This window comes from Pseudomonas sp. R4-84 (assembly GCF_054130985.1).
The window spans coordinates 139,024-153,339 of record NZ_CP096390.1; the positions used below are offsets into that span (position 1 = coordinate 139,024).

Sequence of the window (14,316 nt, forward strand, 5' to 3'; positions counted from 1 at the left end):
GATGGGGCCGTGCTGAGCTGGTCAAAACTTAAACGAGAACACAACTATGCTTTTCTCCCGTAAACCTTTTGCTTCGGTTTCCAAGCGTCATTTGCTGATGGTTGCTGTGGGCTTCAGCACCGTACTGACTGGCTGCGCTTCGTCGCCGACGTCCAAGGTCGCTTCGAGCACCAAGGTCGAGTACTACCCCAACTGCTACGAGCCGGTACAGCACCTGCGCTCCACCGAAGGGAACATGACCAAGTCGGTCGTCACCGGCGCAGCCGTCGGTGCCGTCGGTGGTGCGCTGCTGGGCGCCTTGACCGCCGACAAGGAAGACCGTGGCCGTAACGCCGCCATCGGTGCCGCGGGCGGCGCCTTGGCCGGTGGCGCTACCGGTTACTACACCGAGCGCCAGAAGCAGATCGCCGATGACAACATGCGCATCGCCTCCTACGCCGCCGACGTCAGCAAGAGCGCTTCGGACATCGACCGCAGCACCGCCTACGCCAAGGCGTCGCAACAGTGCTACCAGAACGCGTTCAGCAAACTGGTCGCCGACCGCAAGGCCAAGACCGTCAACGACACCGAAGGCCGCAAGCGCCTGGCGGAAATCGTTGCCGGCCTGAAAGAATCCAATGACCTGATCGTCGCGGTGAACGGCAAGGCTTCCGAAGACCTGAACAACTACACCCAGGCCTACGAGAAGGACCTGCAGCAAGTGGGTGTGCAGCGTACTGACGTGGTGACCGTGGCCACTGCTGACACCACGCAGGTTGTGGCGGCGCAGACCAGCACCAAGACCAAGAAGAAAGTGACGCCGGCGAAGAAGAAAGAACTGCCAGCCGTGCCGAAAGAAGCGGTCGCTACCGAGAAGACCCTGCAGACCGCCAAGGCCAAGCAGGATGAAAGCAAACAGGTTGCCAGCGCGGGTACCACCCAGGTCAACAGCATGTGCAAAAACCCGGACCTGGGCGACTGGGCACCGGTGCCTTGCCCGAATGTTTGATTGATGGCGGCTGATCACTTCCCTTGAGTGATCACCGCTGCAAAGCTGTGGGAGCGAGCAGGCTTGCTCCCACAGTTGTTCTGGGTACATATCCGTTGCTGCGGTAACGGCTGCTTAGGGTTTCGCCCTTACGGCGACTCACTTTTTTTTTTCAGACACCAAAAAAGTAAGCAAAAAAGGCTTGGCCCCACCACTCGGTGCCTCGCCTAGGCTCGGCATGCCCTCACTCCACAATGCCTGCGTTCGGCCATCGTGGTTAACGGGGCCTGACAGATCAAAAGCCGAGCCGAGGCGGCCTTGAAGCCGACCTGGCTCTCGGTGGGACCGCGTTTCCCCTGTGGGAGCGAGCTTGCTCGCGAAGGCGGCCGTTCAGCTTGCATCGATAGCGACTGATCGACCGCTTTCGCGAGCAAGCTCGCTCCCACATTTGTTTTGTGGTGACTGAAATATTTGCGACAACCCCGATCCCTTGTGGGAGCGAGCCTGCTCGCGAAGGCGTCGGTTCAGCTTGCCACTATGTCCGTCCTATCCCTTGGCTGCAGACGCCGCCACCCCCTTCGTCTCCAAATGATCCAGCGCGCGCTCAACCAACAACTGAACCCCATCAGCCATTCGACTGATCGCCAGGGCTACACAGCGGCGTGATTCGTCGATGTCGTCGGCCAGGTCGGCGGCGATTTTTGCGGTGACGAATAGAGGTTAGCCGCGCTCGGTTGCCCTGCCTAGTTCATGAACAGCCCGGCGTTTTGAAGGAAATCTCCGACGAGTCTGAAGGCCATGGAATGCCGCTTCTAAACATGACTTGGCAGTCATCGTGCGCAAAATGCGGGCGATCTTCCTTAAACCGGATTCGATGATGGCGTTCCGCTGGGGAAACGATAAACTGCGCCAGCCGTTCATTTTTCTCACGAGGCTGTGCCGATGAAATTTCGTTTCCTGTTGTGGATGCTGGGGTGGTTGATGGGCAAGGCCAGCCGCAGCAATCCAGCCTTCCAACAACAGCTGGGCGACAAGGAGCTGGTGTTCCAACTGCAAACCCTGGACGGCAAGATCGCTCGGTATTTCACCGTGAAGAACCAGCGCATCACCAGCCAGTCGGGTGTTTATGCAACGCCGGCCTTCGCCATCGCCTTCAAGGACGCAGGCTATGGCTTCGCCACGATGCAGGCGAAGAACAAGCAACTGGCGTTCATGACCGGGATCCAGGACAAGTCGATCCAGATCAAGGGTAATCCGGCGCTGGTGATCTGGTTTCAGGGGTTGATGAAGTACTTGAAGCCGAGGAAGGCCAAGAAGGCTTAGTCAAGAACCCCCGGGGCGAGGGAGCTTGCTCCCGCTGGGCTGCGAAGCGGCCCCAAAAAGGTTGATGCGATATTCCAGGCAGACCGCGTCGGCAGGTTTTACGACTGCTGCGCAGCCGAGCGGGAGCAAGCTCCCTCGCCACAACAGCCCTCTGCCGCTGCAATCAATGGCTGAACTGCGAAGCCAATTCCCGCAGTAGCACCTCGGCTTCAAGCACCTTGCTCACCACATCATTGGCCTTTTCCCGAGTCAGCCCAACGCGTTCGAGCAGGGCATCGGGGATGTCCTCATCCGGTCCGGAGCCGATGCTGCGTGAGCGCAGCAGGCGTACGGCCAGGCACACCAGGTTCGGGTAGGCGGCGTATTCACCGTCGTAGTGGGGGTCGTGCTGGAAGCGCAGGGCGGTGGCCAGTTCGTCGGGCATGTCCCAGTAGCGCATCAGCCAGGCGCCGATCTGCTCGCGGCTGATGCCCAGTAGGTGTTGCTCCACATAGCTGTGGCACAGGTGCGGGTTGACTTCCAGGTGCCGGCAGATCAAGGAGAAATGCGGCGGGAAGACGTGGGCCAGCAGCAGGTAGCCAAAGTTGTGCAGCAAGCCCGACAGGTAGGTCAGGCCGCCCTCCGGGCGCTGGGCGCGTGGCATGGCGCGGGTCAGGCCTTCGATGACGGCGGCGGTGTAGATCGATTGCTGCCAGTACGGCGTGGTGTGTTGCGGGTGGTCCTTGGGCAGGCTCAGGGTCTTGCCCAGGGCCAGGCCCAGCGCCAGGTTGATCACCAGGTCGAAGCCCAGCACCCGGACGATGGCGTCTTCCACCGAGCGGATCTTGCCCGGCGATGCGTAATACGGCGATGCGGCCCAGCTCACCACTTGGGCGGCCAGTGCGGGGTCGGTTTCGACCACGCCGGTGATGTCGTCGATGGTGGCGTCAGGGTCGACCCGCAGCTTGATGATTTTTTGCGCGGTTTCGGCCAGCGGCGGGATCTCGATGGTCTCTTCCAGCCGTTGCTGGATACGCCGGGCGGTGAATGCCTGGACGGCTTGGGTGATTTCCTTGCGGTCGTCATCCGGGCGGTCCAGGTTCGGGGAGATATTGCCCAAGGGTTCGCCAAACGTCGCGGCGCTGGCCTTGGTGAGCATGGTCTTGAAGGCTTCGCTGGTGACTTCCAGCAGCAGCCCCGGCTCGCCTGAGTTGATCAGCAGCTTGGGCTCGCGCAGCAAGCCTTCTTCGTACAGGCATGGCGAGCTGGTCAGCGCGGGTAGGCCCGGCAGCAGGCTTAGGCTGTGCTTGCCCAGCATGCGCTCCAGGCGCTCGGTCGGCACCGCCGTGAGTTTACGGCCAGTGAGTTCGGCCAGACGGTTGAGGTCCAGCAACTGATTTTGTGGAAACAGGACCATGAGCGCGCCGACGGCATCGTGCAGCAGCACGGCTTGCACTTTGCGAGCAGGATTCAGGCCCGGTCGCTCGATGATTTCGTCGAAGGCGATGCCCAGTTTTTCGAGCAATTGCCGAATAACAGACGGAGCGTGCGGGGTTACGGGGACGAGGGCAGCTTCGGTCATGGTCGGTGTCCGTATTCTACAAGTGGGTCAGTATAACCAGCTTGTCCAGAAGGCGCGTCCAGAAAACTGAGCGCGTGCTCACACTTGGCCGTATTGCTGCCCATGGCGCAGCCAGCGATCCAGCAGCGGGCTCACATGGTCGGGCCAGCGCTCCAGCAGCGCCTGGGCAGCGTCGCGAACCGCCGGGAGCAGGTCGGCGTCGCGCATCAGGTCGGCCACCTTGAATTGAAGCAGACCGGTCTGGCGCGTGCCGAGCATTTCGCCTGGGCCGCGCAGTTCGAGGTCTTTTTCGGCGATCACGAAACCATCATTGGTTTCGCGCATGATCCCCAGGCGCTGGCGCCCGATCTGTGACAGCGGCGGGTGATACAGCAGCACGCAATGGCTGGCGGCACTGCCCCGGCCGACCCGGCCGCGCAGCTGGTGCAACTGCGCCAGGCCCAGGCGCTCGGGGTTTTCGATGATCATCAAGCTGGCGTTGGGAACATCGACGCCGACCTCGATCACGGTGGTGGCGACCAGCAGTTGCAGGACGCCGGCCTTGAACTCGGCCATGACCGCCGCTTTTTCGGCAGGCTTCATGCGGCCGTGGATCAGCCCGACTTTCAACTCGCCGAGGGCGGCGGTGAGGTCTTCAAAAGTAGTCTCGGCTGCCTGGCAGGTCAGCTCTTCCGACTCTTCGATCAGGGTGCACACCCAATAGGCTTGCCGGCCTTCGGCGCAGGCGCTGCGTACGCGCTCGATCACTTCGACCCGCCGGGTGTCGGTGACCAGCACGGTATTGACCGGCGTGCGACCGGGAGGCAGTTCGTCGAGGATCGAGGTGTCGAGGTCGGCGTAGGCGCTCATCGCCAGGGTCCGTGGGATCGGCGTCGCGGTCATGATCAACTGGTGCGGGCACATGCGCCCGCCGACGCCTTTCTGCCGCAGGGCCAGGCGCTGTTGGACGCCGAAGCGGTGTTGTTCGTCGATGATCACCAGGGCCAGGTTCTTGAACAGCACTTCGTCCTGGAACAGAGCGTGGGTGCCGACCACCATCGGCGCGCCCTCGGCGATTTGCGCGAGGGCGGCGGCGCGGTTCTTGCCCTTGAGCTTGCCGGCCAGCCAGGCGACTTCGATGCCCAGGGGTTCGAGCCAGCGCTGGAAGGTGATGAAATGTTGCTCGGCCAGGATCTCCGTGGGCGCCATCAAGGCCACTTGATAACCGGCTTCCAACGCTTGCAGCGCGGCGAGGGCGGCGACCACGGTCTTGCCGGCGCCGACGTCGCCCTGGATCAGCCGCAGCATCGGCTCTGGCTGGCTCAGGTCGTAGGCGATTTCGTTGCCGACCCGCTGCTGCGCGCCGGTGGGGGTAAAACCGAGATTGGCCAGGTAACGGGCCGGCAGCTTCGTCGCCTTGGGCATGGCCGGCGCGCGCAGCGAGCGCAGGCTTTCGCGCAGGCGTTGCTGGGACAGTTGATGGGTCAGCAGTTCTTCAAAGGCAAGGCGATGCTGGGCCCAGTGATGTCCGAGAGCGAGCTCTTCCACATCTGCATCGGCGGGCGGGTGATGCAGATAGCGAATCGCGTCGGCCAGTGGCGCGAGCTGATAGTCCCGGGCCAACTCCTTGGGCAGCCAGTCCGGCAGGCTGGTGGGGCCGAGCATTGTCAGGGTCTGCTGGCAGAGTTGGCGCAGGCGCTGTTGGGTCAGGCCTTCGGTAAGCGGGTAGACCGGCGTCAGGGTTTCCGCGACGGGCGGCGGTTCGTCGCCGGTGATGGCGCGGTATTCCGGGTGATAGATCTCCAGCCCCGAGGCTCCGGGCCGCGCCTCGCCGTAGCAGCGCACGCGGGTGCCACGCTTGAGGCCTTCCTTTTGCGCATTGCTGAAATGATAGAAACGCAGACTGAGCCCGCCGGTGCCGTCCTGCAGGCGCACCACCAGGCTGCGACGCCGGCCCATGACCACGTCGGCGCCGCTGACGGTGCCTTCCACCACTGCATCCTGCCCAGGCCGCAAATGGCCGATGGGCACCACGCGGGTGCGATCCTGATAACGCAGCGGCAGGTGGAACAGCACGTCCTGGAGGGTTTCCAGGCCGACCTTGGCCAACTTTTCGGCCATGGCTTCACCGACACCCTTGAGTGCCGTGACCGGCACTTTCGACAGCTCAGTCATGGCAGCGGCTTACTTGGCGGTGGGCGGCTTGGACACGGAACACAGGCGGATCGAGTCGGCGAGGATCTCGATGGCCTTGGGTCGCGGGAAGCTGGCGCGCCAGGCAATGGCAACGGTGCGGAACGGCACGGGCGCGGTCAATGGGCGGACTTCGATCACGCCGGGAGAGTAGTGGTGGCTGTCCACCGCCGACAGCGGCAGGATGGAAATGCCCAGGCCGGAAGCAACCATGTGGCGAATGGTTTCCAGAGAGCTGGATTCCACCGTGGTGTGCTTGGCACCTTCGCTGCCCTTGGTCAGCGTCGGGCAGGCTTCCAGCACCTGGTCGCGGAAGCAGTGGCCTTCGCCCAGCAACAACAGGCTCTTGTCGTTGAGCAGACCGGCGTCGATGGTTTTTTTCTGGGTCCAGGGGTGCTGGGCCGGCATCAGGACGTAGAACGGCTCGTCGTAGAGCGGCAGGGTCAGGACATCGGCTTCGTTGAACGGCAGGGCGATGATGATTGCGTCCAGCTCGCCGTTGCGCAGCTTGTCGCGCAGCACGTGGGTGAAGTTTTCTTCGATGTACAACGGCATCTGCGGGGCGACCCGGTGCAGTTGTGGAATCAGGTGCGGGAACAGGTACGGGCCGACGGTGTAGATCGCGCCGACTTTCAATGGGGCGGTCAGCTGGTTCTTGCCGGCCTGGGCCAACTCGCGAATGCCCTGGGCCTGTTCCAGGACCTTTTGCGCCTGGGCCACGATGCCTTCACCGACCGGGGTCAGGCGCACCGCGCTTTTGCTGCGCTCGAAAATAAGCACACCGAGTTCGTCTTCAAGCTTTTTCACACCCACCGACAGTGTCGGCTGGCTGACATGGCAACGCTCGGCCGCATGGCCGAAATGCTGCTCTTGGGCGAGGGTCACGATGTAGCGTAATTCTGTGAGGGTCATGGCGAAACGTCCGTGAAGTTGCGAGCCAAGCATACCGGCTGCAATCGATAGACGCACGTTATCAGACTGGAGGCGCGCGGCGACACTGTCGAATGTCTGTGTGGTCGTTGCCGGATATGAAAAAAGGCATCTCTCGATGCCTTTGTTTGATTGTGGCGAGGGAGCTTGCTCCCGCTGGCCTGCGCGGCAGGCCCCGGTTCGGTGGATGCGACCAGCCTGATGCATCGCGTTCACCGGTTTGGGGCCGCTTCGCGGCCCAGCGGGAGCAAGCTCCCTCGCCACCAGGTTCACCCTGTCATCGGGTGTTTGGGTTAGCGCCGGCGCTTGTCGATGGAGTACAGGAACGGCGCTGTCAGCTCGACCGTGCCGTTGGTCAGCAGGTCGGCCGGTGGCTTGGGCAGCGGTTGGGCGCGACGGATCATGTCCAGGGTGGCCCGGTCCAGATCGGCGTTGCCTGACTTGCCCACCAGTTCGAAGGACAACACGTTGCCTTCGGCATCCACCACGAACCGCAGGCGGTTCATGCCTTCCTTGCCGCGTGCCTGGGCGCTGGCCGGGTACTTCTTGTATTTGCCCAGGTGCGCCAGCAGTGTGCCTTGCCAGCTCGCCTTGGCCGCCATTTGCGCGGGCGACGGGCCTGGGGCCGGTTGTGCGGACTTTTCGGTCGGCGCCTGGGTGGGCTGAGTGTCGGCGGGCTTTTGCTCCGACGGCGTTTCCTTCGGCGGCTCCGGTTTTTTCTCCACCGGCTTGGGCTTGGGCGGCTGGGGCTTCGGCTTGGGCTTGACCGGCTTGGGCACGGCGATTTCCGCCTTCGGTGCTTCGGCCAGTTTTGGCAATGGCAGCTCTTCCACCGGCTCCGGAGGCGTCGGCGGTGTGACGACTTTCGGCGGTGCAGGCGGTGGCGGGGCAGGAACCGGCGCCAGCTCGACCATCATCGCCTGGGGCGGCAATTCGAGGGGCGGACGCGTCGTCCAGTTCAGCGCCAGCGCGATGGCAAGCGCGTGAACGCCCAGCACCACGGCGAGGCTACCGCTGTAACGCGTCAGTTTTTGGCGCGTCGTGATCATTTCTTCGGCGCCGTCTCGAGTCCGACCAGGCCGACCTTCAAGTAACCGGCGCCGCGCAGGGCGTCCATCACGCTCATCAGGTCGCCATAGTCCACGCCTTTGTCGGCCTGGAAGAAGATCGTCGTGTCTTTCTTGCCCTGGGTCTTGGCATCGAGGGTCGGGCCGAGGCTCTCGACCTTGATTTCCTCTTCGCCCAGGAACAGGCGCTGGTCCGCCTTGACGCTCAGGAACACCGGTTTCTCGGGCCGTGGCGACGGCTTGGCCGTGGACGCGGGAAGGTCAACCTTGATGTCCACGGTGGCGAGCGGGGCGGCCACCATGAAGATGATCAACAGCACCAGCATCACGTCGATGAACGGCGTGACGTTGATTTCGTGGTTCTCGGCCAGATCGTCGTCTGCGCCTTCTTTCAAATGCAGGCCCATGGCCGATTACCCCACTTTCACCATGTGTGGTTGCGAGCCACGTTCGGGCGGCAGGTGATCGAGGTCGCGACTGACCAGCAACAGGACTTCGGCCGAAGCGTCGGAAACCTGGGCCTTGTAACCGGCGATGGAGCGGGCGAAGACGTTGTAGATAACTACCGCCGGGATGGCCGCGACCAGGCCCAATGCGGTCGCCAGCAAGGCCTCGGCGATACCGGGGGCAACGACGGCAAGGTTGGTGGTCTGGGTCTTGGCGATGCCGATGAAGCTGTTCATGATCCCCCACACGGTGCCGAACAGGCCGACGAACGGCGCAGTGGAACCGATGGTGGCGAGTACGCCGGTGCCGCTGCTCATGTTGCGACCGCAGGCCGCGACCAGGCGCTCGAGGCGAAAGCTCACGCGCTCCTTGATGCCCTCCTTCTCGCGGCTGTTGGCCGACAGGCGCATTTCTTCGAGCGCATCGTGGACCAGCAGGTTGGCGAGTGTGCCTTCCTTGCCGGCGGTGGCACTGGCTTCCTTGAGAGTGGTGGCTTTTTTCAGCGCGGCGATTTCACCCCGCAGGCGACGCTTGGCGCCAAGCAGTTCAAAGCCCTTGGTGATCCAGATCGTCCAAGTGATGATCGAGGCGATGGCCAGGCCGATCATCACGGCTTTGACGACCACGTCGGCATTTTTGTACATGCCCCACGGCGACAGGTCGTGGGCCATGCCCAGGGTATTGTCGGCTTCGAGCACTTGAGGCGCCTCGGCCTCGACGGCCTGGCTCGGATCGGCGGCCACGGGCGTTGCAGCAGGTGCGGCCGGGTCCGCCGGTGCCTGGGTGGCAGCAGGCGTGGTGGCGGGGGTCGATGCGGGCGTCTGCGCATCAGCGAAGGCGGCGCTCGGCGCCAGCATCAGACTGAGCAGCAAGGCTGCCACGGCGCCCCAGGCGCGGGGTCGGTTGGTTGGCGAAGCGGAAGAGAAAGAACGTGTCATGCTGGCCGGACCTGAGAATAAAAGAAGGTTGATGTTCTTCCAGGCCTCGTGAGGCCGAGAACAAAAGTGGCGAGCATTATTGCAAGTAATTCTTGTTAACAAAAGTAATACAGTAACTTTTTTTGCTTCATGGCTAGCCGCTCGTCCAGTGCGAAGGCTAGTCTGCGGCTTTCCCAGAGGAGTTCTTGATGTCCGCGCCTTCTGTTTTGATCGCCGGTTGTGGCGATATAGGCGGCCGCCTGGCGAGCCAGCTCGTGGCCGAACATTGGCGGGTCCATGGCTTGCGGCGTACGGTTTCGAACCTGCCGGCCGGGGTTGTCGGTGTCGCGGGGGACCTGTTCAGTGCGCAGTGTCCCGTCGACTGGCCTGTGGGGTCGTTGGATTATCTGGTGTACAGCGCCGCCGCTACCGATCATGACGAGGCGGGCTATCGTGCCGCTTATGTCGAAGGGTTACAGCATGTGTTGGGCTGGCTGGAACAGCACGGCCAGCGGCCCAAACGATTGCTCTTTGTGTCCAGCAGCAGCGTGTATGGACAGCAGGGCGGGGAGTGGGTGGACGAAAGCTCGCCCACCGAGGCGGGCGGTTATTCCGGGCGAGTGATGCTGGAAGCCGAGCAGGTGGCACTCGACAGCGGCATCCCGGCCAGTCGCATACGCCTGACCGGCATCTACGGACCGGGGCGGGAATGGCTGCTGAGCCAGGTGCGCCAAGGCTATCGCGTGGTGATCGACCCGCCGCTCTATGCCAACCGCATCCACGCCGACGATGCCGCCGGCCTGCTGGCGTTTCTGCTGAAAGCTGATCATCAGGGCAAGACGCTGGAAGACTGCTACATCGGCGTCGATGACACCCCCGCGCCGCTGGCCGAGGTGGTGGGTTGGTTGCGTGACTACATGGGCATTACCGAATGGGCCGACGACGCCAGCGTGCGCCGCGCCGGCAGCAAGCGCTGCAGCAACGCCCGGGCCAAGGCGTTGGGCTGGACGCCGCGTTATCCGAGCTTTCGCGAGGGGTATGCGGCGATTCTGGAAGGTCGTTGCTGATTCGCCTGACAGCCCCAAACCAACTGTGTGAGCGAGCTTGCTCGCGATGAGGCGCTAACAGTCAACATCAAGGTTGACCGTTACACCGCCATCGCGAGCAAGCTCGTTCCCACAGGGGGCACACCGGGTTACTGCTTTTCAAGCACCCATTTGCGATCACCCGGCGTGAACGACGGCATTTCATCCGCCAGCGCCGCGTTCACGGTCTGGAAGATTTCCAGTTTCTTGCCGTCGCGGGAAAAAATCCAAGTGTTGCCCTGACCGTTCTGTTGCAGCCAGATGTTGTCGTTGCCACCGCTCATGGAGGCGCAGTCGCCAGCCAGGCACAAGGCGTAGCGATCAGTGCCCGGCAAGCCGCTGACTTGACCATCGGGCTGGAATTGCACGGTGGCGCCCTGGCCAGGACCTTCGGCAATGTTCCAGATGCCGCCGAGATAAGCCGAATACAGGGCGCGCTCGAAACTGGCGCCAATCGGCGCGCCTTCCGGTACCTGTACTTGGGCGCGGTCGAACACTTGCTGTGGTTCGTTTTCGGTGGCGGCCTGGCTCAACTGGTCGCCGTCGCGCTTGAGTTCGCTGGCCGAGCTGCCGTAGAAGTCGACTTTCCAGGCGCCGTCTTCTTCGCCCAGCAACTTGCCTTCGACATTCTCAAAACCATTGGTGTAACGCGCCTGGCCAGCCCGGGTGTTGACGTCCCATTCCAGGTTCGGGCCATAGGCCTGCAATGCTTCGCGAAGCGGGCCGCCTTTGGCGGCAGCGTCGATGGCGGCCTGGTTGATCCAGGTGCCGCTGATGTCACGGTCTGCAGGGTCGCTGGCGCAGCCGCCCAGGAGCAGGGCGAGCAGGGAGAAAGCAAGCGCTTTGCGCATGGTGGAATCCTTTCAGAACGAAAACGGCGCAGCGGGAAAGGCTGCGCCGGGCGTTTTACTCGATGACCAGGATGGCATCCATCTCGACCTGGGCGCCTTTTGGCAAGGCGGCCACGCCAATGGCAGCGCGGGCAGGGTAAGGCTGGTCGAAATACTTGCCCATGATCTCGTTGACCTTGGCGAAGTGGCTCAGGTCGGTGAGGAAGATGTTGAGCTTGACGATGTCCTTGAACGAGCCGCCGGCAGCTTCGGCCACGGCTTTCAGGTTCTCGAACACTTGCACGGTCTGGGCTTCGAAGCCCTCGACCAGCTCCATGGTTTTCGGGTCCAGCGGGATTTGCCCCGACATGTAAACGGTGTTGCCCGCCTTGATCGCCTGGGAATAAGTACCGATGGCGGCCGGGGCCTTGTCGCTGGAGATAACGGTCTTGGTCATTCATGACTCCTTGTAATGAGGGCGAGTGAGACGCTATGCGCGCATGCGAGTGATGCGGATGACCCCTGTCAGGGCGCGCAGTTTCTTGATCACGCGGGCCAGGTGTACGCGGTCGTGCACGCTGACCACCAGTTGGACGACGCTGATGCGACCGTCGCGTTCGTCCATGCTGATTTTCTCGATGTTGCCGTCGGCGGCGTTGACGCTGCTGGCCAGCAGTGCGATCAGGCCGCGCTGGTGCTCCAGCTCGACGCGCAGTTCGACATTGAATTCGCCGGTGACATCCTTGGCCCACGAAAGCTGGATGCATTTTTCCGGGTTGTGGCGGATTTCGCTGATATTGCGGCAGTTGTCCAGGTGCACCACCATCCCTTTGCCGGCGGACAGATGGCCGACAATCGGATCGCCAGGAATCGGCGTACAACACTTGGCGTAACTGAGGACCAGGCCTTCGGTGCCGCGAATCGCCAGCGGACCTTCAGGGCTCGGCAATTGTTCGCCTTCGCCGAGCAGTCGGCGGGCGACGACGTAGGCCATGCGATTGCCCAAACCGATGTCCTCGAGCAGATCTTCGATCAATTCGAGACGGTATTCGTGGAGCATGACCTGTACGCGCTCGGCCGGGATCTTGTCCAGGGAACTGTCGAAGCCGTTCAGTACCTTGTTCAGCAGGCGTTCGCCCAGGCTGATGGACTCGGAGCGACGTTGCAGCTTCAGCGCATGGCGGATATGCGTGCGGGCCTTGCCGGTGACCACAAAGTTGAGCCACGCCGGGTTGGGGCGCGCGCCGGGGGCGCTGACGATTTCCACAGTGGAGCCGCTTTGCAGCGGTTCGGACAACGGTGCCAGGCGACGATTGATGCGACAGGCAATGCAGCTGTTGCCGACGTCGGTGTGCACGGCGTAGGCGAAATCCACCGCTGTGGACCCTTTGGGCAGCTCCATGATCCGGCCCTTGGGCGTGAAGACGTAGACCTCGTCCGGGAACAGGTCGATCTTCACGCTCTCGATGAATTCCAGGGAATTGCCGGCCCGTTGCTGCATTTCCAGCACGCCCTTGACCCACTGCCGCGCGCGGGCGTGAGTGCTCTTGGGTTGCTCGTCGCCGCTGGATTTGTACAACCAATGGGCGGCGATGCCGTTGTTGGCCATCTCTTCCATTTCACGGGTGCGGATCTGGATTTCGATCGGTACGCCGTGCATGCCGAACAGCGTGGTGTGCAGCGACTGGTAACCGTTGGCCTTGGGAATCGCGATGTAATCCTTGAAGCGCCCAGGCAGCGGTTTGTACAAATTATGGACAGCACCCAGCACGCGGTAGCAGGTATCGACCTTGTCGACGATGATCCGGAACGCATAGACGTCCATGATTTCGTTGAAGGCCCGGCGCTTGCCGCGCATTTTCTTGTAGATGCCGTACAGGTGTTTCTGCCGCCCGCTGACTTCGCCTTCGATGCCATCGATGGCCAGACAGTGGCTCAGGGACTCTTCGATCTTGTTGACGATTTCCTTGCGATTGCCCCGGGCGCGCTTGACGGCCTGGTTGATGCGCGCCGAACGCATCGGGTGCATCGCCTTGAAACCCAGGTCCTCGAACTCGATGCGAATTGCGTGCATGCCCAGGCGATTGGCGATGGGTGCGTAGATTTCGAGGGTTTCCTTGGCGATTCGCCGGCGTTTCTCGCCGGACAGCACTTCCAGCGTGCGCATGTTGTGCAGGCGGTCGGCGAGCTTGACCAGGATCACGCGGATATCGCGGGCCATGGCCATGGCCATTTTCTGGAAGTTTTCGGCCTGGGCCTCGGCCTTGGTTTCGAAGTTCATCTGGGTCAGCTTGCTGACCCCGTCGACCAGTTCGGCCACGGTTTCGCCGAACTGCGCTTGCAGCGCTTCCTTGGCAATGCCGGTGTCTTCGATCACGTCATGGAGCATGGCCGCCATCAGGCTCTGATGGTCCATGTGCATGTCGGCAAGGATATTCGCCACCGCGAGCGGGTGCGTGACGTACGCCTCGCCGCTGCGGCGGCGCTGGCCGTCGTGGGCTTGTTCGGCGTAGAAATAGGCTCGGCGGACCAGGTTGACCTGGTCCGTGCCGAGGTAGGCCGATAAGCGATCGGCGAGGGCGTCTATGCTCGGCATGATAGTGACTCCTGCCGTCTGCTGTGACCCCGCGCCGTGCTACGTCGACCAGGCATAGGCTTAGACCGCCTCGTTGGACTCGTCCTCGAACGCTGCGAACAGCGGTTCGTCTTCAACGATTTCAGCGTTGGCGATGAACTCGTAGCTCATCAGGCCTTCGGCGATTTCACGCAGCGCTACCACGGTAGGCTTGTCGTTTTCCCACTGGACCAATGGCTCTTTGCCGCCAGTGGCCAGTTGACGGGCACGCTTGGTAGAGAGCATGACCAGCTCAAAGCGGTTTTCCACGTGTTCTAGGCAGTCTTCAACGGTTACGCGGGCCATGGTATTCCTCGGAGCGAATGCAATATGCGCGCTGCCCGGTTGGGCGAGCGGACTCAACAGTTTAAAAAAACACCAGCGTTTAGGGAAGCGCTGATTT

The 14,316-nt window shown here is 62.5% G+C and carries 13 protein-coding genes and 1 pseudogene; 3 read left to right on the plus strand and 11 right to left on the minus strand.

Going from position 1 to position 14,316, the window contains the following annotated elements; translation table 11 throughout:
* Positions 1-46 precede the first annotated feature (46 nt).
* On the plus strand, positions 47-988 hold the full coding sequence (gene tagQ, locus M1D68_RS00560; RefSeq protein WP_420767147.1) for a type VI secretion system-associated lipoprotein TagQ: 942 nt from the start codon (positions 47-49) through the stop codon (positions 986-988).
* A gap of 525 nt (positions 989-1,513) precedes the next feature.
* Here the strand turns inward: tagQ and M1D68_RS00565 are convergent.
* Positions 1,514-1,669 (minus strand): annotated as a pseudogene (locus M1D68_RS00565) (DUF6124 family protein); the annotation flags it as partial.
* A gap of 240 nt (positions 1,670-1,909) precedes the next feature.
* On the opposite strand from M1D68_RS00565, the gene M1D68_RS00570 reads away from it, so the two are divergent.
* The gene (locus tag M1D68_RS00570) at positions 1,910-2,290 is read left to right on the plus strand and encodes a helicase (RefSeq protein ID WP_445571142.1); all 381 of its coding nucleotides are present in this window, start codon (positions 1,910-1,912) and stop codon (positions 2,288-2,290) included.
* 163 nt (positions 2,291-2,453) lie between these two features.
* Here the strand turns inward: M1D68_RS00570 and M1D68_RS00575 are convergent, their stop codons facing one another.
* The 6 genes from M1D68_RS00575 to exbB all read right to left on the minus strand — a co-directional run bounded on the left by M1D68_RS00575 (position 2,454) and on the right by exbB (position 9,405).
* A complete protein-coding gene (locus M1D68_RS00575; protein WP_420767150.1) occupies positions 2,454-3,851 on the minus strand; it encodes an aminoacyl-tRNA deacylase and HDOD domain-containing protein in 1,398 nt (465 codons plus the stop codon).
* A 78-nt stretch (positions 3,852-3,929) separates the two neighbouring features.
* The gene (recG, locus tag M1D68_RS00580) at positions 3,930-6,005 is read right to left on the minus strand and encodes an ATP-dependent DNA helicase RecG (RefSeq protein WP_457968951.1); all 2,076 of its coding nucleotides are present in this window, start codon (positions 6,003-6,005) and stop codon (positions 3,930-3,932) included.
* Between the two features lie 9 nt (positions 6,006-6,014).
* Positions 6,015-6,935, minus strand: coding sequence for a LysR substrate-binding domain-containing protein (locus tag M1D68_RS00585; protein ID WP_457968953.1), 921 nt, complete (start codon positions 6,933-6,935; stop codon positions 6,015-6,017).
* Positions 6,936-7,246: 311 nt separating this feature from the next.
* The gene (locus tag M1D68_RS00590; protein ID WP_434561619.1) at positions 7,247-8,002 is read right to left on the minus strand and encodes an energy transducer TonB family protein; all 756 of its coding nucleotides are present in this window, start codon (positions 8,000-8,002) and stop codon (positions 7,247-7,249) included.
* Positions 7,999-8,427: a TonB system transport protein ExbD gene (gene exbD / locus M1D68_RS00595; protein ID WP_030142181.1), complete on the minus strand. Its 429-nt coding sequence runs from the start codon at positions 8,425-8,427 to the stop codon at positions 7,999-8,001. The genes M1D68_RS00590 and exbD overlap by 4 nt, the downstream gene beginning before the upstream one ends.
* Positions 8,428-8,433: 6 nt before the next feature.
* Positions 8,434-9,405 (minus strand): tonB-system energizer ExbB, encoded by a 972-nt coding sequence (exbB, locus tag M1D68_RS00600; protein ID WP_457968954.1) that lies wholly within the window; start codon positions 9,403-9,405, stop codon positions 8,434-8,436.
* A 188-nt stretch (positions 9,406-9,593) separates the two neighbouring features.
* On the opposite strand from exbB, the gene M1D68_RS00605 reads away from it, so the two are divergent.
* Positions 9,594-10,451 (plus strand): SDR family oxidoreductase, encoded by an 858-nt coding sequence (locus tag M1D68_RS00605; protein WP_457968956.1) that lies wholly within the window; start codon positions 9,594-9,596, stop codon positions 10,449-10,451.
* Positions 10,452-10,579: 128 nt separating this feature from the next.
* On the opposite strand, the gene M1D68_RS00610 is transcribed toward M1D68_RS00605, so the two are convergent.
* From M1D68_RS00610 to rpoZ, 4 genes are read right to left on the minus strand one after another with little or no spacing between them, the layout of a single operon-like run.
* A complete protein-coding gene (locus M1D68_RS00610; protein ID WP_434561625.1) occupies positions 10,580-11,320 on the minus strand; it encodes a hypothetical protein in 741 nt (246 codons plus the stop codon).
* Positions 11,321-11,375: 55 nt separating this feature from the next.
* Positions 11,376-11,756 carry a RidA family protein gene (locus M1D68_RS00615; protein WP_030142177.1) on the minus strand — a complete coding sequence of 127 codons (381 nt, stop codon included), beginning with the start codon at positions 11,754-11,756 and terminating at the stop codon, positions 11,376-11,378.
* Between the two features lie 33 nt (positions 11,757-11,789).
* The gene (spoT, locus tag M1D68_RS00620) at positions 11,790-13,895 is read right to left on the minus strand and encodes a bifunctional GTP diphosphokinase/guanosine-3',5'-bis pyrophosphate 3'-pyrophosphohydrolase (protein WP_030142176.1); all 2,106 of its coding nucleotides are present in this window, start codon (positions 13,893-13,895) and stop codon (positions 11,790-11,792) included.
* Between the two features lie 60 nt (positions 13,896-13,955).
* Positions 13,956-14,219, minus strand: coding sequence for a DNA-directed RNA polymerase subunit omega (rpoZ, locus tag M1D68_RS00625; protein WP_003177259.1), 264 nt, complete (start codon positions 14,217-14,219; stop codon positions 13,956-13,958).
* Between the last annotated feature and the right edge of the window lie 97 nt (positions 14,220-14,316).